This window comes from Leifsonia sp. SIMBA_070, from assembly GCF_046534635.1.
GTDB lineage: Bacteria > Actinomycetota > Actinomycetes > Actinomycetales > Microbacteriaceae > Leifsonia.
Window position 1 is genome coordinate 26,010 of sequence record NZ_JAWRYK010000001.1, and the last position, 19,354, is coordinate 45,363.

Consider the following 19,354-nt stretch of genomic DNA (forward strand, 5'->3'; position numbering starts at 1 on the left):
AAAGAAGGATATGCAAATGACCGCATTTCCCGCCGGATTCGTCTGGGGGGCGTCGACGGCCCCGCACCAGATCGAAGGCAACAACGTCAGCAGCGACTGGTGGGCGCGAGAGGGTGTCATACCCGGGATGGAGCCGAGCGGGGACGCCCTCGACAGCTACCACCGCTATCGGGAGGACATGGAGCTCCTGGCAGGGGCCGGTTGCACGGCCTACCGATTCGGAATCGAATGGGCCCGCATCGAACCGCGGCCCGGTCAGGTCTCGCGCGCCGAGCTCGCCCACTACCGCCGGATGATCGATACGGCGATCGAGCTCGGCCTCGAGCCGGTGATCACCCTTCAGCACTTCACGTCACCGCTCTGGTTCGCAGAAGAGGGAGGCTGGCTCGGAGAGAAGGCCGTCGACCGGTTCGCATCGTTCGCGACCACTGCCACGCAGATCCTCGACGGAGTGAACTGGGTGGCCACCATCAACGAGCCCAACATGCAGGCGATGATGGTGATGCTCCAAGAGGCGATGAAATCCGGGCAGCTCGGTGAATGGCAGAGCCCGACCATCGACGGAGAAGCGCAACGCGAACGGATCGCAGCCAGCCTGCCCGTACCCGAGCCGCGGTTCGGTCACCGGATGGTGGAACTTCACCACGCCGTGCGCGAGATCGTCCGGGAACGCACCGATGCGAAGGTCGGCTGGACGATCGCCAACGGCGCCCTCACCGCGGCGCCAGGCAATGACGAGAAGCTGGCCGAGGTGCGCTACGCGTACGAGGACCTGTACCTCGAAGGATCGCGCGGCGATGACTGGGTGGGCGTCCAGTCGTATTCCAGCCAGCAGGTCGACGCCAACGGAATCCTGCCGCACCCGGACCACCCGGACAACACGCAAACCGGTGCCGCATACCGTCCCGATGCTCTTGGCATGGCCGTCCGCCACACGTGGGAGCTCACCGGTCTTCCCATTCTCGTGACCGAGAACGGGATCGCGACAAGCGACGACGACCGCAGGATCGCCTACACGGCAGAAGCTCTACGCGGACTCGCCTCGGCGATCGAGGACGGCGCCGACGTTCGTGGATACCTGCACTGGAGCCTCCTGGACAACTACGAATGGGGCCATTGGGATCCCACGTTCGGGCTGGCCACCGTCGACAGGCAGACCTTCGAACGCCGCGCAAAGCCGAGCCTAGCGTGGCTAGGCTGCATCGCCCGGACGAACGGCGCAGTACTCACCGAGTCCGTTCGATGATCGTTCCGCCCACCCTTTCTGCGACATCAGAATCAACTGACCCAGATCCATAGCCCAGCGTGCGCAGTCATTCCAGGTGAGCCGCCATGTGATTGTCGGCCACAACGCACTGGCACTATCGAGGGTCAGGTACAACTGCGATCTACTTGCGGGGTAGATCACGGCCGGAGCGCTGGCCACCAATGATGAGCAGCATGAGGGGTGGGGGCCTCGCGGGTCGACGCCGCGTAGAGGCATCTTTCAGTGGCGGAGGAAGCGTCGGACATAGCTTGACTGGTCGTTCATCCAGCGACGAGAGATTGCCGCGTCTGGAACGTCGTGATCGAAGCCGTGATAAGCGCCAGCCACGTGATGCAGTTCGACTTTTACGCCGGCCGCGAGAAGGCGGGTGGCGTAATCGAGCGCCTCGTCGCGAAGCGGATCAAGCTCGACTGCGAGGATGTAAGCGCTCGGCAGGTCGGAGAGGTCTTCGGCGCGGCCTGGCGCGGCGTAGATGGAGGCGTCTTCGGGGAGCGCCAGGTAGTGCTTCCACATTTCAGCGTTGCTGACGTTGTTCCAGACCGGAGTGTCGTTGAAGGCGAGCATCGAGGGCGTACCCATCCGGTCATCCAACACCGGGTATAGCAGGATCTGCAGGGCGATCGGAGGACCGCCGCGGTCCCGAGCGAGGAGGGCGACGGCCGCGGCGAGGCATCCGCCGGCGCTTGCTCCCGCAACCGCGATGCGGGCTGGGTCGACGTTGATGTCGCGGGCGTTCTGGTAGGTCCAGACCAGGCCGCTGTAGCAGTCCTCAAGTCCGAGCGGAAATTTGTGCTCCGGTGCCAGCCTGTAGTCGACCGACACGACCACGCAGCCCGCGTCGGCGGCGTAGCGAAGGCATCTCGCGTGTTCGTAATCGAGGTCTCCAACGACGAAGGCTCCGCCGTGGAAGTAGACCACGCCCGCCTTGACACCGCGCGAGAAATTCGGAGTGTAGATACGGACCCCGATCTCGGTTCCGTCAACGGCCGTGATGATCGAGTCGGCAAAGGTCACCCTGCCCTCGGTCTCAACGATCGCCGAGGAACGGTGATCGCGGGTCAAGACCGCCACGAAGCGAGCGGCTTCAGGGTCGGAGATGTCCGGCGGAGCCATCAGCACGCTTGCCGCATCGAGTTCTGGGTCCATCGTCATTGATTCCCTCGTCAGTTGTGCAGTGTTCGAACCAATCTGCCAGGCGGTCCCCGCAGGGCGCCTCCGCGAAGCGAAGAAAGTTCTTCCGACGAATGGAGGTCAATCGGACCACTCGGCGACGCGGAGGAGCTTCAATGCCAGCGAGAGGGCGAACATCGATCCCTCGTCGGTGAGGTTTATGCCGAGCTTCTTTTCGATGCTCTTAAGCCGGTAGTTCACGGAGGTGTGGTGCAGGTTCAGCGCGATCGAAGCCTTGCGAAGGCTTCGATGCTCACAGAAGGAGTCCAGAGCCTGAACCTCTGCCAGGCCATTGGGAGTATGGATGAGGAACCGAAGCTGTTGGACGAGGCGTGAGGCGCCGGCGTCTTCTGGGTCCGTCCGGGCGATCATCTGTAGGGGGCCGAGGATTTCGAAGTCGGCCTGAGCCGGTCCCAAGGTCTCCGATGTCATCCGTAGTGCGAGCCGCGCGTTGTCGCCCGACTCGTATGCGTTCTGCAGGTTGGCCTTGGATCCGAGCCCAACCTGCAGCCCCCACTCCGGGAGTGTGATCTCGCGATGTCCGGGAATGTCGTGAATCAGGCACATCGCCACTCCCCGATCCATCGTGACCCGCGTCACCTCGATTGCGTTCTGGGCCCCCCACCTCTGCAGGCTGTCGCTGATCTCGCTCTCCGAGGCGGCCGGTTTGACCGCCACGGCTCTTACGGGCCACGTGGCATGGAATCCGATCGCGCGGGCAGCAGCAGCCCGGTCCGCGTTGCCGGTGTCGCGCGAGAGAAGCTGGACAACGGGGCTCCCGACAAAGGCGCCGATGGTCATTCCTTTGACGAAAACTGCTTCGGCCGCCATCGCCATCCGTTCGAGGATGAGCTCGATGAGGGATGTGACCTCATCGGATTCCAGCAACCACACGGTTGCCACGGGTTCGCCCGCCGCTTCGACGCTGCGTGAGAGTGCGCCCGGGGGCGGGACCGACTCGAGCTTCTGTCCGTGAGGTGTGCACGCGAACGAGGGAAACCCGGGCTTGCCTTTCACTCCCGCTTTCAGCCCGGTCAATTGGGCGGCCGCTCGAACGATCTCGTCAACACCGGCCTTCGCCGCAACTAGCCGTTCGAAAAAGGCGATCGCTCTGATCGCGCCCTCTGCCTCGGACTCGCTGGTCGAGAGTCGTTTAAGTACACCGTCCATGCCGATCCCTCCATTTGTAGGAGATTGTTGCATCGAAGTTCGGATGCGGGTGGATGTTCCAGATGAAATCGTGGACGCCAGCGGGGCCCGATCACGATCGAGTTCACCTCAACGGAGAGACGACGCAATGAACTACTTCACGCAGCAGCCCCGATCTTCGCGCTTGGTCATCCCTGATCGAGCGCATCCGGGAACCACGTCCGGTTAGAGCCGCTCCACGCCTCCGGGCGCCCACTGCGCTCTTCGGGCCCGGTTCGCACTGTCGCAACCGCATCCCACGAAAGGACCATCAACATGAAGTTCACCACCCCTTACCGTCCGAGCCGAGTGCTGGCGGGCGTCTCGATCGCCGCAGCCATATTGCTCGCCACTGTCGCGTGCTCATCCGGGCAGGAAACCAACGCGGCCGGGCAGACCTCCGGCGTGAAAAGCGGCCCAATCACGATTGCGCTTCTTCAGAAGCAAGGAGACCAGCAGTTCTTCGTCGATCAGGCCGCGGGTGCCAAGGCCGCCGCGGACAAGGCAGGGAAGGTGACTCTTAAGGTTATCGACCTCAAGTCCGACTCCAATCTGGCCATCAGCCAGCTCGATGCGATGATCGCCCAGAAAGTCGACGGCATTCTCATCACCGTCCCAGACCAGCAGATCGGCCCGCAGGTGATCTCGGCGGCTAAGGCTGCCAACATCCCGCTCATCGCACTGGACGACCCGATCAAGGACGCCAGCGGCAAAGAGGCAACCTTCGCCGGTTTCGACGACCACTCGATGGGGGCGATGGCTGGGGACCAGACTGGGCCGTTGTATCAGGCGGCTGGTTGGAATGCGTCGGACACGCGCATCCTCTCCGCCTACAAGCCGGACCTCTCCGTCTGTGTGGACCGGGCCAAAGGGTCCGAAGACGCGTTCAAGAAGGCCATTGGATCGGCTGAGGCGCCTAAGACGATCGTCATTGGCACGGATATGTCCAGCCCGGACGCTCAGAACAAGGCAGGTGCCGTGATAACCGCTAACCCGGACGTGAAGCACTGGATCGTCTGGGGCTGCAACGACGATAACTCCACCGGGGTGGTCACGGCTCTGCAAAATTCCGGCGTCTCCCCAGAGAACATCATCGGTGTGGGCCTCGGCGCGTACCTCGCCTGCAAGGACTGGAAGGCCGGCCTTACCACCGGCAACAAGGCCGATGTCTTCGTATCCGGCATTCAGGTCGGCAAGACCGCCGCCGACGCGATGATCGGCTTACTGCGTGAGGGCACCCCGCTGCCCCCGAAGTCCATCGCAAAGACCTTCGAAGTGAACGCAAAGAACTACAAGGACGTCGGGATGACCTGTAACTGACCCATCAGGCGGGAGCCCGCAATCCCCGGGGCTCCCGCCTCTTGCTAAGGGAGAAGTACGCATGAAAGACAACTCACCCGGCCAGCCCGAGGCTCATCCTGTCGTGTTCGAGGCCGTGAATGTAGCGAAACGATTCGGACCGGTGGCCGCCCTCTCGGGTGCATCCATCCAACTTCGGGCAGGCGAGGTCGTCGCCCTGATGGGAGAAAACGGTGCCGGCAAATCAACTCTGTTGAAGATCCTCACCGGCGACCACGCACCCAGCTCGGGCGCGCTTCTTCTAGGGGGACGTGAGGTCGCGTTTCGCGACCCGGCTCACGCCCGACGGATGGGGGTAAGGGTCGTTGCCCAGGAGCCCGAGATCGCCCCCGACGTGAGCGTCGCCGAGAACATTTACATTGGTGCTCTTCGGCAGCGTGGCTGGCGGTACAGCAGGTCTCTTCTCGAACGAGAGGCTGGGCAAGAACTCGCTGAGCATGGTTTTGGCAGCTCGATCGACCCGGGAATGCTTGGCAAGGATCTCACCGCCGCGCAGCGGCAGATCGTCGAGATCATGCGAGCTCTGCAAGGCTCGCCGAAGGTCATCTGCTTCGACGAACCAACTTCGTCGTTGGGGGAGCACGAAGTGGACATACTCTTCCGGCTCTTAGCGGAACTTCGCCGTCGGCGAGTGGCGATCGCCTACGTTTCTCACCGTCTGCCCGAAGTGTTCGAACTTGCGGACCGGGTAACGGTGCTTCGGGATGGGACACTGGTCGGCTCACGACAAACTTCTGAGACGAGCAGCGATGAGCTGGTCCGAATGATGGTCGGCCGCGACCTTTCGCAGCTGTTCGAGCGCACCCCGCACCAGCCGGGTGAGCCGATCCTGCAGCTCGACAGTGTCACCACCGACGACGTCCACGAGGTCGAATTAACGGTCCGCCGCGGAGAGGTCGTCGGCATTGCGGGTCTCGTGGGAGCGGGTCGTAGTGAACTCCTCCGCGCCATCGTGGGAGATATCCCCGTCCGCAGCGGATCGATCACATACAAGTCCCGACCGGTCACGTTCAAGAGCCCCGCTGACTCGATCGCAGTCGGCATCGGATTCGCGCCGGAGGAACGCAAAGCCGAAGCGCTGATCCTAGAACGCAGCATCAGCGACAATATTGTGCTCACGGTCCTCCCTAAAATCTCCCGCGCCGGATTTGTGCTTGCTCGGCGCGAGAGGACGATCGCCTCCGGTTTCATCAGTCGTATGCGCATCCGGACGCCCAGCCCGGGCCAACTGGTTAAGCGGTTGTCCGGTGGAAATCAGCAGAAAGTGGTGCTCGCGCGTTGGCTGGCGATCGCCCCCGAACTGTTGCTCCTGGACGAACCCACACGGGGTGTTGACGTCGGCGCGAAAGCGGAGATCTACCGAATCATCGATGGGCTCGCTGCTCAGGGGACCGCAGTGATTGTCGTTTCCAGCGAACTTCCTGAGTTGATGGGGCTATCCGACCGCATCTACGTGATGGCGCACGGGCGACTCTCCAGTTCGTTGAACCGTGCGGATGCAACCGAGGAACGAATCCTCTCCTTGGCGCTCACCGACGACGCTGCCCCGCGCGAGCAGGCCCCAACTTCCGACAGCAACGAAGGACTCCACAATGACTGACACCCTCATCGTGTTGAAGCAGGACACGGTCGCGCCCCGACGCTCGCTTGCCCGGCGCATCGTCCAGCGGATCGGTGTCCAAAACCTTTCTCTCGTCATCGCGATCGTCGTTCTCGTTGCGGTAATCGGAGTACAAAATCCGCTCTTCTTCGGGCTCGACAACATGCGTGTGATCGGCCAGGCTGTCGCCATCTCAGGCCTCCTCGCTGTTGTGCAGACCATCGTGATCATCCTTGGAGCGCTCGACATCTCTGTCGGTTCCCTTGCGGGCTTGTGTTCGGTGGTGTCGGCGATGGTCTTCACTGCAGCGGGACCTATGGTAGGCGTCGCAGCGGCGATGCTGGTCGGCGTGATCTGCGGCGTGATCAACGGGTGCATCATCGTTTTTGGGCGCGTGAACTCCGTGATCGCGACTCTGGCCACCCTGGCCGCCTACCGCGGCGTGGCAGATCTCATCTCGAATGGTTCGGCGCAGGGCTACACCGGCTCCGACCCATTCTTCATATTCATATCGCGCGGGTCTCTTGTTGGCATACCCACTCTGATCTGGATCCTGATTCTGATATCGGCCCTCGTGTATGTCTTCCTTAGATTCACCAGCTGGGGCCGCAATGTCTACGCGGTGGGTGGCAACGGAGTGGCGTCGAGGCTGGCCGGCATCAATATCAACCGCTACATCGTCGGGGTCTTCGTGGTCACGGGGCTCGTCGCGTCGATCGCCGGAGTCCTGATTACGGCCCGCACGGGGTCCGGCCAGCCGGTTTCGGGCTCCGCGGGGCTGGAGCTGCAGGCGGTCACTGCGGCGGCCCTGGGAGGCGCCGCTCTTAAAGGAGGCAAGGGGAGCGTGATCGGAACGCTCTTGGCGGTGGTGCTGCTGGGTGTCCTTTCCAACGGTCTTACGCTGCTGAATGTCAACAGCTTCTGGCAAGACGTTGCAACCGGGGGAGTGCTGGTTCTAGCTGTCGTCATTCAGCAGCTGCGTTCGGGGGAGCGTCGGATCGGGCTACCGAGCTGAATGATCGCGACCGTTCCGGGCGTCGACCTCCTGGTTGCCTGTGCGACAGGGGCTGTTTCCGGTTCACACCGGGATCGTGACGAGAACGCAACGGGGTCTCGGGAGCTTGGCCAGGTTCTGTGTGCGACCTGCGGGGCCGTCAGTAAGTCGCCCGACCTCCGCTGATGTCGTAGACCGCACCGGTCGAAAAGCTGACTTCGTCCGAGGAGAGCCAGGAGACGAGGGCGGCGACCTCCTCCGCGCGGCCGACGCGCTTCATCGGGATGAGGCTGGTGATGTGTGCGAGGACGTCAGGGGCGGTGTCGTCGTTCATTGGGGTGGCGATCACGGCTGGCGCGATGGCGTTGACGAGCACCCCGGTTGTGGCGAGTTCCTTACCCAACGACTTCGTGAGGGCGATCACCGCCGCCTTTGACGCGGAGTAGATCGACAGGTTCGGGTTGCCATCCTTGCCGGCCATGCTGGCGAAGTTGACGATGCGACCCCAGCCGCGTTCCGCCATGCTGGGTGCGAAAGCCCGGATGGTCGCCGTGGTACCCAGCACGTTGACACCGAGCACCGACGACCACTCGGCCGTGGTCGTCTCCAGTAGCGGCTTGTTGGGCCCGACGATGCCCGCCGAGTTGATGAGAATGTCCACCGCGCCGATGGAAGCAGCCGCCTTGGCCAGGGCATCCTCGTCCGTGATGTTGAGGCGCACGTCCACATCGCCGGCGAGGTCGATGGTCACCACCTCGACGCCGTCCGCCCGGAGGCGCTCGGCGCTGGCTGCGCCCAGTCCTCTGGCTCCACCGGTGACGACTGCTCTTCTCATGACGGGTTCCTTTCGGGGAGTTTGATCGATGAAAGGCCGCCGTCGACGGCGAGCACAAGACCGTTCGTCGATGCCGACCGGGGACTCGCGAGATAAGCAACAGCGTCAGCGACCTCGTCCGCCGTGACGAGCCGGCCATGCGGTTGCCGCGCCTTGAGCGCACGGCGGGTCGCCGCCGGATCGTCTGTTGCATTCATTAACCGTTCGACCCAGGGAGTGTCGACCGTTCCTGGCGAGACGGCGTTGACTCGGATGCCGTCTTTCAGCAGGTCGGCGGACATTGCGCGGGTGAGAGCGATCACCGCTCCCTTCGTCGCGCTGTAGAGCGCGCGCTCGGGCAGGCCGACGGTCGCAACCACCGAGCCGGTGTTGACAATCGCCGCCGCGTCCGACGCGCGCAGGTGTGGCAGCGCTGCCCTCGTGACGCGAGCGATGCCGACTACATTGACATCCCAGACATGATGCCACTCGGCGTCACCGTTCGTCTCGATGGTGCCTTGCGCCCCGATTCCGGCGTTGTTGATCACGATATCGATGCGTCCGTACCGCTCCGCCACGGCGCGGATCGCGGCGCGCACCGACGCGTCGTCGGTGATGTCGGCACGGAAATTCTCATCGCCTGCGCTCACGTCCCTGTCGAGCACGGCGACCTCGGCGCCACCACTCCTCAGCCGGCGCGTGATCGCGGCGCCGATTCCGGATGCTCCGCCGGTTACTACTGCCACTCGCCCCTCGAATTCGCTCACGATCAGACGTCCCCGATGGCGACGTGGATCTTGGGCCCGGGACCGGCGTCGGCCGGGGTTCCCCCAGCCAGGACGCCGGCGAGCTCATCGAGCCCGATGACCGCTGAGACCAGCGGTTCCGGATCGACAGAGCCGTCGGCGAAAGCGGTGATCGCGGCATCGAGTCCCTGGCTGGCGCCGAGGATGCCCACCGCTGTCACGTCCTTGAGCGCGAGCGTTCGGGTGTCGATCAGACTCGGGCTTCCGGCGAGCCCCACGTAGACGACGCGTTTGCCGGGCTCCACGAGTTCGAGGGCTTTTGCGGGAAGGTGTTCGGCGTTTGACGCATCGATGACAGCGTCCCATGGCAGCTCGGGGAGCGTTTGCTCGGTCCAGGCGGCGTCGAAACCGAGCGTCCTCGCAAAGGTGAGCGACCGGGGACTGCGTCCCATGAGATGCACTTCCGCTCCGGCGGCACGAGCGAAGAGGGCAACCAGAAGTCCGATCGTCGCCGCACCGAGTATCAGGACCCGGTCGCCCGGCGAAAGGTCGGCCCCCCACACCGAACGCAGCGCATTGCCGGCCGGTTCCACGAGGGCGCCGGCGGAATCGCTGACGGAGTCCGGAAGCGGGTGAAGGTAGGCGGCAGGGTAGGCGAGGTGCTCTGCCAGTGCGCCGGGCAGCCCTCCGCGGATGCCCAGTTCGAAGCGGTTCTTGCACACGTGGTGTCGGGCGTCGAGGCAGCGGTAGCACTTCCCGCAGCCGACCATCGTGTCCCCGGTCACCCGCCGTCCGATCCAGGACGGATCGACGCCCTCTCCGACCGCAGTGACGACGCCCATCCACTCGTGTCCTAGCCGTATGGGGAACTCTGCGTTGCCGTCGTGCAGGTATTGCATCTCGCCCGTGTAGAACTCGATGTCGGTACCACAGACACCGGCGCGCTTGACGTCGATCAGCACCTCGCCAGCAGCGGCGACGGCGTCGGCGACCTCTTCGACGCCGGCCTCGCCGGGGGCGCGCACGACGAAGGCTTTCATCGTGGCGCGATCACGTTCTGACGCTGCACGCCGAGGCCATCGATCCCGAGTTCCATCACGTCGCCGGCCTGCAGCCAGATCTCGGGCCGGAAGCCCATCCCCACTCCGGGAGGGGTTCCAGTGTTGATCAAGTCACCCGGTTCGAGCACCATGAACTGGCTGATGTAGTGAACGATGAAGTACGGGTCGAAGATCATGGTCGAGGTGGTGCCGGTCTGGCGGCGAACGCCGTTGACATCCAGCCACATGCCGAGCTCGTTGACGTCGGCGACTTCGTCCTGGGTGACCAGATAGGGGCCGGCGGGGTTGAAGGTCTCAGCGGATTTGCCCTTGAGCCACTGGCCGCCGCGCTCCATCTGGAAGGCGCGCTCGGAGACATCGTTCACAAGCGTCCAACCCGCGATGTGGTCACGGGACTGCTCGACCGTGTCGAGGTAGCTGGTGCGCCTGCCGATCACGATGCCGAGCTCGACCTCCCAGTCTGGCTTGGTCGAGCCGCGGGGAATGCGGACGTCGTCGTTCGGGCCGATGAGGGTGTTCGGTGACTTGGTGAAGAGGATCGGTTCGCTCGGCACGGCCTGGCCGGTCTCGGCGGCATGGTCGGAGTAGTTCAGGCCAACACAAATGATCTGGTGTGGGCGCGCTATGGGGGCGCCGATGCGCTGGTCGCCGAGTTCCTCGACCTCGCCGCGTTCGATCCGCTGCGTGACAACCGATCGAATCGTGCCGATGCCATCGTGGGCGAAAAAGGCTTCGTCGAAGTCGAGTACAACATCGGAGAGGTCCACGTAGCTGTGCTCGTCGGCCAGGACGGCGGGCTTCTCGGCGCCGGTCGCGCCGATGCGAAGGAGTTTCATCTGTTTCCTCTACTGGAACAAGGCGGGGTCGGACATCCCGGCCCACAGGGGTTGAGGGAGTCCGCGGACTCCGGGCTTGATGGTGAAGAGTCGGCCCGAGAGGGGGAACTCCTCGCGCTGAACCTCGTCGAGGTCTTGGGTGGCCGTGGTGATAACGAGAGTTGCGAGGTCGGGCCCGGCGAAGCAGACGCTGGAAGTGTGCGGTGCGGGAACGGTGACGACCTCGACCAGGCGGCCGTCTGGTGAGTAACAGCGGACTTCGCCGATTCCCCACATCGCGATCCAGAGGTGGTCTTCAGAATCGATTGTCATGCCGTCCGGATAGCCCTTGTCAAAGGTCAGGAACACATCCCGCGACCCGGTCTCGCCGGTTGCGACGTCGTAACCGCGTCGGAAGACGACGCGGCGCTCGGTGTCGACGCTGTAGAGAATGCTGCCGTCGCCGGTCCACGCCAGGCCGTTCGACAGGGTCAGGTCATCGTCGATGACGCGGACGCTGCCGTTGCTGTCGACCTGGAGCAGCTTCTCTGTCACCGATCCGCCCTCCAGCGACAAAGTGCCGACAACGTATCGCCCCGCTGGGTCCGGTTTCCCGTCGTTGAAGCGTCGCGGGCCGTCAACGAGCGGTGCGAGCGGAAGAACGCCTCCGTGCGGATCGACCACGATGAGTCGGTGGCCGCCGGCGATAAGCCATTCCCCGCGCTGGGCGACGGCCACCGCACCTGCTGTTTCGTTGACGCTGACGCGATCGACTATGTCGATGGTGCTGTCAGCCCGAAGCGTGCCAACGAGCACGGTGCCGCTGGGGATGTCGACCCAGAGCAGCCGGGACCGGATCGGATCCCAGAGCGGGCCCTCGGCCAGGAAGAACGCCTCGTCGGTCGCCAGGGTGAGGTCGTGGGTCACGCTGTTCGCTCCTGCCAGCCGGTCGTCTCCCGGATGATGTCGTGGATCTCGTCCTGCGCCGCCACCAGAGCGGAGAGCGGCGTCCGGTACGCGACCGCGCTCACGCTCACGGCCCCCGAAGGTTCGCTCGGCGAGGCGAGATAGACGGGAACGGCCAGACAATTGATGCCAGGCTCGTTCTCCTGGTCATCGATCGCATATCCGCGTTCCCTCGCCTCGACGAGCTGCGCGTGCAACTCGAGCGCGGTCCCCGGGCTGTTGGCGGTGCGCTTCTGAAGCTGTCGGTCGCCGATCCATCGCTCCACCTCGTCCAGCGTGCGGAGCCGGGAAGCCAGGAGAACTTTGCCGACGCCGGTGCAGTGTGCCGGGTTCCGGCCGCCGATGGTCGACGTGAGGCGTACCGCACCTGTGAGGGGATCAACCTTGTCCCGGTACACGACCTCCATGCCATCGAGCACGGCGAAGTGGATGGTCTCGTTGAAGCGCTCCGAGAGCCGGTCGAGGATCGGGCGCACACGGATGTGCTCGGGCCGGGCTTCGTGGTGGGCGAACGCGAGGCGCAGGAACTCGTCGCCGAGGACATAGTGGCCGCGGCCGTCCTGCATGGCGAGGCCCGCGCGCTTGAGGGACGCCAATGCGCGGTGAACGGTGGGCTTGGGGTGCCCGGTGCGCTTCACCATCTCTTCGAGCGAGGCTCCGGCGGGATGGGTCGCGAGTTCGGTGAGAACGGCCAGCACGCGATCGGTTCCGACCAGACGCTCTTCCCCCACGCTGGCTCTCGGATTCTGCGGCATCGGTGGTGTCCTCCTCGTCGGTCGCTTATGCTAGCAACAGTTTCATCATATAGACCACTATTCCGAGAGTTGGAACAACGGTGTCGAACCTTCGCAGTTCCGAGTGGTACTCCGGTGACGACCGCAACGCATACATCCACCGCGCGTGGATGCGGCGCGGGCTCCCGGGTAGCGCGTTCACCGGCCGTCCGCAGATCGCGATCGCGAACACGGCCTCCGATCTCACCCCGTGCAACTCGCATCTCACCGAAGTGGCTCAGTCGGTGAAGAACGGCATCTACGAGGCAGGCGGGATCCCGCTGGAACTCCCGGTGGTATCCCTGGGCGAGACGCAGGTGCGGCCGACGGCGATGCTGTGGCGGAACATGGCAGCGATGGCGACGGAGGAGATGCTCCGCGCGAACCCGGTCGACGGCGTCGTGCTCCTGGGTGGCTGCGACAAAACCATCCCATCACTGCTGATGGCCGCATCGTCGGTCGATCTTCCCGCGGTCGTTGTACCGGGTGGCCCGATGCTGACCGGCCACTTCCGCGGCGAGGCCCTCGGCTGCGGAACCGATGTGTGGAGGCTGAGCGAAGAGGTCCGGGCCGGATCACTCAGCCAAGAGCAGTTCATGAAGTCCGAATCGTCGATGATCCGCAGCAAGGGCCACTGCAACACGATGGGCACCGCCAGCACGATGGCGCTGGTGGCTGAGGCGCTCGGTACGGTGATCCCCGGACTCGCCGGCACACCCGCGCCGGACACTCGGCTTTTGGAGGCTGCCCACGAGACGGGCCGGCTCGCGGTTCAGCTGGTCGCCGAGGACCGCCGCCCGAGCACCTTCCTGAACAAGGGGAACTTCCACAACGCGATCGTCGCCCTGGCCGCGATCGGCGGCTCGACGAACGCGGTCGTGCACCTGCTGGCTGTGGCCGGCCGGCTCGGCATCGACGTGACCATCGACGACTTCGACCGCATCGGGGCGCAGGTGCCGCTGCTGGTCAACCTCCAACCGGCAGGCCAGTACCTGATGGACGACCTCCAGCGCGCCGGCGGGTTCCTCGCCGTCCTGCGGGAGGTGCGCGACCTGCTCGACCCGACAGCACTGACCATCACCGGCAAGCCGTTGGTCGACTACCTCGACGACGCCCGGATCTGGGACCCGGACGTCATCACCCCCCGCGAAACGCCCCTGCTGCCCGCGGCGGGCATCAGCGTCCTGCGCGGCACGCTCGCACCCGGCGGCGCGATCATCAAGCCCGCCGCCGCTTCGGCGCATCTGCTCAAGCACCGAGGCCGCGCCGTCGTGTTCGACAGCATCGAGGACTTCCACGCCCGCATCGATGATCCCGATCTTGAGATCGACGAGAACTCCGTCATGGTTTTGCGCGGCTGCGGCCCGAAGGGATATCCGGGCATGCCCGAAGTGTCCAACATGCCTCTGCCGAAGAAGCTGCTGGAAAAGGGCGTGCGCGACATGGTCCGCATCTGCGATGGCCGCATGTCTGGGACCGCGTACGGAACCGTCGTGCTCCACGTCACCCCCGAGGCCGCGGCCGACGGCCCCCTCGGCCTGGTGCGCACCGGCGACTGGATCACCCTCGACGTCCGCGGCCGCCGCCTCGACCTCGAGGTCCCTGCTGCCGAGCTCGCCGCCCGCGTGCCGAACACGGCGACACGAGAAGGATTCGCCAACCCGCGGCGCGGGTGGGAGCGACTCTACGTCGACCATGTCATGCAGGCCGACACTGGCGCCGACCTGGACTTCCTCGTCGGTTCCAGTGGTTCGAAGGTCAGTCGTGAGTCCCACTGAGATGCGTCTTCCGCCCGTCGACACGGACCTCGTCGCCGCGATTGAGGCGGTGTGCGAGTCCGTCCGCACCCGCGCGACCGACCGCCTGGCCGCAGCGCACGATGCCTCGCATTACCTGCTGACCCCGCAAGCCGTTGCCGCGCCCGCCTCGGCGGCGGAGGTGGCCGGCCTGTTCGCGACCAGCCATGCACGGGGCGTTCCACTGACGTTCCGGTCGGGGGGCACGAGCCTGAGCGGCCAGGCCGGAACCTCCGGTGTCCTGGTCGACACCCGCCGGAACTTCCGCTCGATTCTCGTGCTCGACAATGGTGCACGCGTGCGCACCGGCCCTGGCGCCACCGTGCGCGCGGTCAACACGCGACTCGCCCGGCACGGGCGCAAACTCGGCCCAGACCCGGCCAGCGAGATCGCCTGCACGATCGGTGGCGTGGTCTCCAACAACTCGAGCGGGATGTCCTGCGGCACCCACGCGAACACCTACCGCACGCTTGAGTCCGCGATCCTCGTCCTGCCCAGCGGCACGGTGCTCGACACCGGCCGACCGGACGCGGACGACCACTTGCGCACCATGGAGCCGGCTCTCTACGACGGTCTCCTCGTCCTCCGCGACCGTGTCCGTTCGAACCCACAGTCGGTGGCGACGATCCGGTCGCTCTACTCGATCAAGAACACGATGGGGTATGGCCTCAACAGCTTCGTCGACCATGACCGGCCCGTGGAGATCTTGGAGCACCTCGTCATCGGTAGCGAAGGAACGCTCGCCTTCGTAGCGGAGGCGACCTTCAACACCGTCCCGGTGCTACCGCACGTCGCAACCGGCCTGCTGCTGTTCCCCGAACTGTCAGCCGCGACCTCTGCATTGCCTGCGCTCGTCGCCGCGGGGTTCGCGACCATCGAACTGCTCGACGCGACCAGCCTGCGCGTCGCCCAGCGCGATCCCGACGCCACAGACCAACTGCGAGCACTGCGGGTGGTCGATCATGCTGCGCTGCTGGTCGAGTATCAGGAGGAGACACCTGATGCGCTCGCCGCCCGGCTCGCCGACGCGCCAGCCGTTTTCGGCGGCCTCACGCTCACCGAGCCCGCCCACCTGAGTTCCGACGCAAGTCGTCGCGCACAGCTCTGGCACCTCCGGAAGGGCCTCTACACCCTCGTCGCCGGCAACCGCCCCTCGGGCACCACCGCATTGCTGGAAGACATCGCCGTTCCGGTCGAGCGGCTCTACGAGACGTGCCGAGAACTCACCCTGCTGTTCGACAAGTACCGGTACGAGGACTCCGTCATCTTCGGGCACGCGAAGGACGGCAATATCCACTTCATGCTCAACGAACGCTTCGACGACCCCGAATCTATGGCGAGGTACGAGGCATTCACCGAGGCGATGGTCGAACTCGTTCTGGGACAGGGCGGCACACTCAAGGCCGAGCATGGCACCGGGCGCATCATGGCGCCGTTCGTCCGTCGTCAGTACGGCGACGAGCTCTACGCGGTGATGCACGAGATCAAGCGGCTGATCGATCCCTCAGGGTTGCTCAACCCCGGCGTTCTGCTGAACGAGGAACCGGACGGACACGTCACCAATCTCAAGACCGCTCCGACGGTCGAGGCAGAGGTGGATCGCTGTGTCGAATGCGGCTATTGCGAACCCGTGTGTCCCTCGAAGGACATCACGTTGACACCTCGGCAGCGCATCGTGCTGCGGCGGGAGCTGGCTGACGCCGAAGCATCCGGCGATGAGGACCTCGCGGCGCAGCTGCGGATGGAGTACTCGTACGACGGCGTGCAGACCTGCGCCGTGGACGGCATGTGCCAGACCGCCTGCCCGGTGCTGATCAACACGGGCGATCTCGTGCGCCGCTTGCGCGCCGAGAATCAGAACCCCGTGATGCAGGCCGGCTGGAAGACCGCATCCAAACACTGGAGAGGCGTCAGCAATGCCGGAGGCATGGCGATGACTGTCGCCGATGCCATGCCTCCTTTTCTCTCTCACGTAGCAACCGCTGTCGGCCGCGTGCTCCTGGGCCCCGATGTCGTGCCCCAGTACTCGGAGGACCTCCCGCCGGGGGGAACGCAGCGACGCCCGATCGCTGCGGAGAACGCCGTCGCCGTCTATTTCTCCAGCTGCACGAACACCATGTTCGGGCCGGTCGGCAATGACGGTGTCAGTGCGTCGTTCCTGGAGCTCTGCGAGCGTGCCGAGGTTGTCGTCGCCACGCCGGACGATATCCCTTCGCTGTGCTGCGGCACACCCTGGAAATCCAAGGGCCTCACTGAGGGGTACGACGTAATGAAGGGGCGGGTGACCGCTTCGCTTCTGCGCGCGACCCGCGACGGGCAACTGCCGGTCGTGTGCGACGCGTCCTCATGCACCGAGGGTCTGCGGATCCTGCTCGAATCAGCTCAGGAGTCCGGGGTTCGGGTCATCGATGCCGTGGAGTTCGTCGACGCCGAGGTTCTTCCGCGACTCCCGGTCGGGAAGAAGATCCCCTCGGTCACGCTGCATCCCACCTGCTCCTCCGTGCATTTGGGCCTGGAGGACGCGCTCAGGCGGGTAAGCGAGGCAGCCGCTGAGGAGGTGATCGTGCCGGATGATTGGGGTTGCTGCGCCTTCGCCGGTGACCGTGGCATGCTCCATCCCGAGCTGACCGCCTCCGCCACCGCGAGACAGGCGGCGCAGGCGGTCCATGCGGACACCGCGGCCTACGCATCCCTCAACCGAACCTGCGAACTCGGCATGACTCGCGCGACAGGACGCGAGTACGAGCACATCCTCCAGACGTTGGCCCGTTCGTTGTCGGCCGAATCTGGAAGAGTGTCGCTCTCTTAGTTGCGCAAAAGTCCCCGGGCCCCTAGGAGATAGGGCCACCCATCCGCATACTTGAAGCTCGGTTGGGCGGCCCACTCCCTGGCGGTCCGACCAACCGCGCAGCGCCCGCGCTGTCTCCGCGGGCGCTGCGCACCGCACTCCTACCATCGAAGAAGCTGGAGCACACATGAAGCGTACGCTGTTCGCCGCCGCCGCTATGGCCGCGGTTCTCGTGATGAGTCCCCTCGCGCCGGCCGCCACCGCCGACACCCCACCGCCCAACTGCGCGGCGAAAACCGCTGGTGCCCCCGTATCCGTGGACGCGACGTGTGTCGATCCGACCTACGCAACCCCGGTGATCGACAGTCAGTCCGACGTGACGCAGCCTGCAACCGCGCACCTGGTTCAGGGTCACTTCGACGGCACATCGGTCTCCTTCCGCATCTACCTGCCGCCGAAGAACGCGTGGCACAACAGGTTCTTCCAGTTCACCTACCCACTCGACGGTCAGGAGCCCGTCGACAGCGTGGCCTTTGCGACAACTCACGGTGGCTACAGCGTGCAGACGAGTGGGATCGCCGGCTACCGCCATGCTGCGGCAGCGGCCAAGTTCGCCCGTACGGTGGCCGCCAACTTCTATGGAGTGAACGGCGCCGGAATCTTCGGCTACCTGTACGGCTGGAGCGGCGGCGCTTTCCAGGTCGACGGCGCACTCGAGTACACCTCGGGGGTGTGGCAGGGCGCGGTTCCAATCGTGCAGGGGTCGCCGCTCTCGGTGATCCACAACTTCTCGGTCCGTGCGCTCGCCACCTTCGTGCTCAAGGACAAGAAGGATCAGCTGGAGGCGGCCGAGCGCCCGGGAGGAAGCGGAAACCCGTATGCCGGTCTCTCGCCCATGGAGAGCTCCGTTCTGAAGGAGGCCACTCGTATGGGCATTCCGCTGAAGGCGTGGGAGGACTTCGACTACCTGGCCACGACGGTCGCATTCGACGGTTTCGTCGCCCTCGTGCCTCAGATCGACCCGACCTATGTCGCGGACTTCTGGAGCAAGCCCGGCTACCTCGGCACCGAGCAATCGGCGCTCGGAGACTTCTTCCGGCAGGCCGTTGCGCAGGACCCCTCGCTGCGCGCGCGGCTGGCACTCATGGCCTACCACCGTTACACCATTCCCGCGTCAGGCTTCGATGCCGCCTACGGACAGTTCCGGAACGCGGATGGCACGCCGCTGTACCCCCAGCGTGCGACCAACGTCGCACGTATCATCTCGTCGAGCATCACCGGCGGGGCCACTTTCAGCGGCGCCATCGACGTCAAGGTCATCGCCGTCAACAGCACCGTCGATGCGGACGCGTATCCGTGGGAGGGCGCATGGTACGCCGATCAGATCCGGTCTGCCCTGGGGTCGCGCGCCGATGCCCAATTCCGGGTGTGGTACACGGAGAACGCCGATCACAACCCCGAGAACCGCACGGGTGCCGGGGCTGATCGTCTGGTTGGTTATGTCCCGATCGTCTACCGTGCGCTCGACGACTTGTCCTCGTGGGTCGAGCGTGGAACAGTACCGGCGAAATCGAGCTCGTATCGGATCGCGCAGGACAACCAGTTGGTGCTCTCGGACTCCATCAACCGCGGCGGGGTTCAGCCGCTGGTCGATCTGACCATTCAGGGAGCCGGTCATCGGTGCGATGCGCGGACCGGGGAGACCGTTGACTTCAACGCTCGGATCCAGGTGCCGCCGGGTACCGGTTCGATCGTCTCGGTCGAGTGGGACCCGAAGGGGGACGGGAACTTCCAGCCGGTGACGATCCCCTCCGGCCGCACCACGCTGGTCGTCCACACCTCGTACCGATTCACTGCGGCTGGCACGTACTACCCGACCATCCGGGTCGGGTCGCAGCGTGACGGGGACAGCACGCAGACGCTCACAACGGTTCAGAACCTGGATCGTACGAACGTCGTCGTGAAGTAGATCAGATCGGGGTGCCGCGTCCCATCGGATGCGGCACCCCCCGACCTT

15 protein-coding genes are annotated in these 19,354 nt (G+C 65.0%); 7 read left to right on the forward strand and 8 right to left on the reverse strand.

Going from position 1 to position 19,354, the window contains the following annotated elements; translation table 11 throughout:
• Positions 1 to 16 precede the first annotated feature (16 nt).
• The gene (locus tag SB754_RS00115; RefSeq protein ID WP_410780320.1) at positions 17 to 1,246 is read left to right on the forward strand and encodes a glycoside hydrolase family 1 protein; all 1,230 of its coding nucleotides are present in this window, start codon (positions 17 to 19) and stop codon (positions 1,244 to 1,246) included.
• Positions 1,247 to 1,486: 240 nt separating this feature from the next.
• Here the strand turns inward: SB754_RS00115 and SB754_RS00120 are convergent, their stop codons facing one another.
• Positions 1,487 to 2,419 (reverse strand): alpha/beta hydrolase, encoded by a 933-nt coding sequence (locus SB754_RS00120; RefSeq protein ID WP_410780321.1) that lies wholly within the window; start codon positions 2,417 to 2,419, stop codon positions 1,487 to 1,489.
• 99 nt (positions 2,420 to 2,518) lie between these two features.
• Positions 2,519 to 3,607, reverse strand: a complete 1,089-nt coding sequence (locus SB754_RS00125; protein WP_410780322.1) for a helix-turn-helix domain-containing protein — start codon at positions 3,605 to 3,607, stop codon at positions 2,519 to 2,521.
• Positions 3,608 to 3,901: 294 nt separating this feature from the next.
• On the opposite strand from SB754_RS00125, the gene SB754_RS00130 reads away from it, so the two are divergent.
• The 3 genes from SB754_RS00130 (at position 3,902) to SB754_RS00140 (ending at position 7,599) form a co-directional block, all read left to right on the forward strand.
• Positions 3,902 to 4,945, forward strand: coding sequence for a substrate-binding domain-containing protein (locus tag SB754_RS00130; RefSeq protein ID WP_410780323.1), 1,044 nt, complete (start codon positions 3,902 to 3,904; stop codon positions 4,943 to 4,945).
• A 61-nt stretch (positions 4,946 to 5,006) separates the two neighbouring features.
• Complete coding sequence (locus tag SB754_RS00135; protein WP_410780324.1) at positions 5,007 to 6,584, forward strand: sugar ABC transporter ATP-binding protein; 1,578 nt, start codon at positions 5,007 to 5,009, stop codon at positions 6,582 to 6,584.
• Positions 6,577 to 7,599, forward strand: coding sequence for an ABC transporter permease (locus SB754_RS00140; protein WP_410780325.1), 1,023 nt, complete (start codon positions 6,577 to 6,579; stop codon positions 7,597 to 7,599). The genes SB754_RS00135 and SB754_RS00140 overlap by 8 nt, the downstream gene beginning before the upstream one ends.
• Positions 7,600 to 7,738: 139 nt before the next feature.
• Here the strand turns inward: SB754_RS00140 and SB754_RS00145 are convergent, their stop codons facing one another.
• Genes SB754_RS00145 through SB754_RS00170 form a run of 6 tightly spaced genes read right to left on the reverse strand, consistent with a single transcriptional unit; the run spans position 7,739 to position 12,711 of the window.
• Complete coding sequence (locus tag SB754_RS00145) at positions 7,739 to 8,413, reverse strand: SDR family NAD(P)-dependent oxidoreductase (RefSeq protein ID WP_410780326.1); 675 nt, start codon at positions 8,411 to 8,413, stop codon at positions 7,739 to 7,741.
• Complete coding sequence (locus SB754_RS00150; RefSeq protein WP_410780327.1) at positions 8,410 to 9,159, reverse strand: SDR family NAD(P)-dependent oxidoreductase; 750 nt, start codon at positions 9,157 to 9,159, stop codon at positions 8,410 to 8,412. The genes SB754_RS00145 and SB754_RS00150 overlap by 4 nt, the downstream gene beginning before the upstream one ends.
• Before the next feature lie 2 nt (positions 9,160 to 9,161).
• Positions 9,162 to 10,178, reverse strand: coding sequence for a zinc-dependent alcohol dehydrogenase (locus tag SB754_RS00155; RefSeq protein ID WP_410780328.1), 1,017 nt, complete (start codon positions 10,176 to 10,178; stop codon positions 9,162 to 9,164).
• The gene (locus SB754_RS00160) at positions 10,175 to 11,035 is read right to left on the reverse strand and encodes a fumarylacetoacetate hydrolase family protein (protein ID WP_410780329.1); all 861 of its coding nucleotides are present in this window, start codon (positions 11,033 to 11,035) and stop codon (positions 10,175 to 10,177) included. Before SB754_RS00160 ends, SB754_RS00155 begins: the two co-directional genes overlap by 4 nt.
• 9 nt (positions 11,036 to 11,044) lie before the next feature.
• On the reverse strand, positions 11,045 to 11,941 hold the full coding sequence (locus SB754_RS00165; RefSeq protein WP_410780330.1) for an SMP-30/gluconolactonase/LRE family protein: 897 nt from the start codon (positions 11,939 to 11,941) through the stop codon (positions 11,045 to 11,047).
• Positions 11,938 to 12,711: an IclR family transcriptional regulator gene (locus tag SB754_RS00170; RefSeq protein WP_410780331.1), complete on the reverse strand. Its 774-nt coding sequence runs from the start codon at positions 12,709 to 12,711 to the stop codon at positions 11,938 to 11,940. Before SB754_RS00170 ends, SB754_RS00165 begins: the two co-directional genes overlap by 4 nt.
• A 104-nt stretch (positions 12,712 to 12,815) precedes the next feature.
• Here SB754_RS00170 and SB754_RS00175 point away from each other — a divergent pair, with 104 nt between their 5' ends.
• The 3 genes from SB754_RS00175 to SB754_RS00185 all read left to right on the forward strand — a co-directional run bounded on the left by SB754_RS00175 (position 12,816) and on the right by SB754_RS00185 (position 19,306).
• On the forward strand, positions 12,816 to 14,531 hold the full coding sequence (locus SB754_RS00175; RefSeq protein WP_410780332.1) for an IlvD/Edd family dehydratase: 1,716 nt from the start codon (positions 12,816 to 12,818) through the stop codon (positions 14,529 to 14,531).
• A gap of 1 nt (position 14,532) precedes the next feature.
• Positions 14,533 to 17,358, forward strand: coding sequence for an FAD-binding and (Fe-S)-binding domain-containing protein (locus tag SB754_RS00180; RefSeq protein ID WP_410783233.1), 2,826 nt, complete (start codon positions 14,533 to 14,535; stop codon positions 17,356 to 17,358).
• A 334-nt stretch (positions 17,359 to 17,692) separates the two neighbouring features.
• Positions 17,693 to 19,306 carry a PKD domain-containing protein gene (locus tag SB754_RS00185; protein WP_410780333.1) on the forward strand — a complete coding sequence of 538 codons (1,614 nt, stop codon included), beginning with the start codon at positions 17,693 to 17,695 and terminating at the stop codon, positions 19,304 to 19,306.
• Positions 19,307 to 19,354 lie beyond the last annotated feature (48 nt).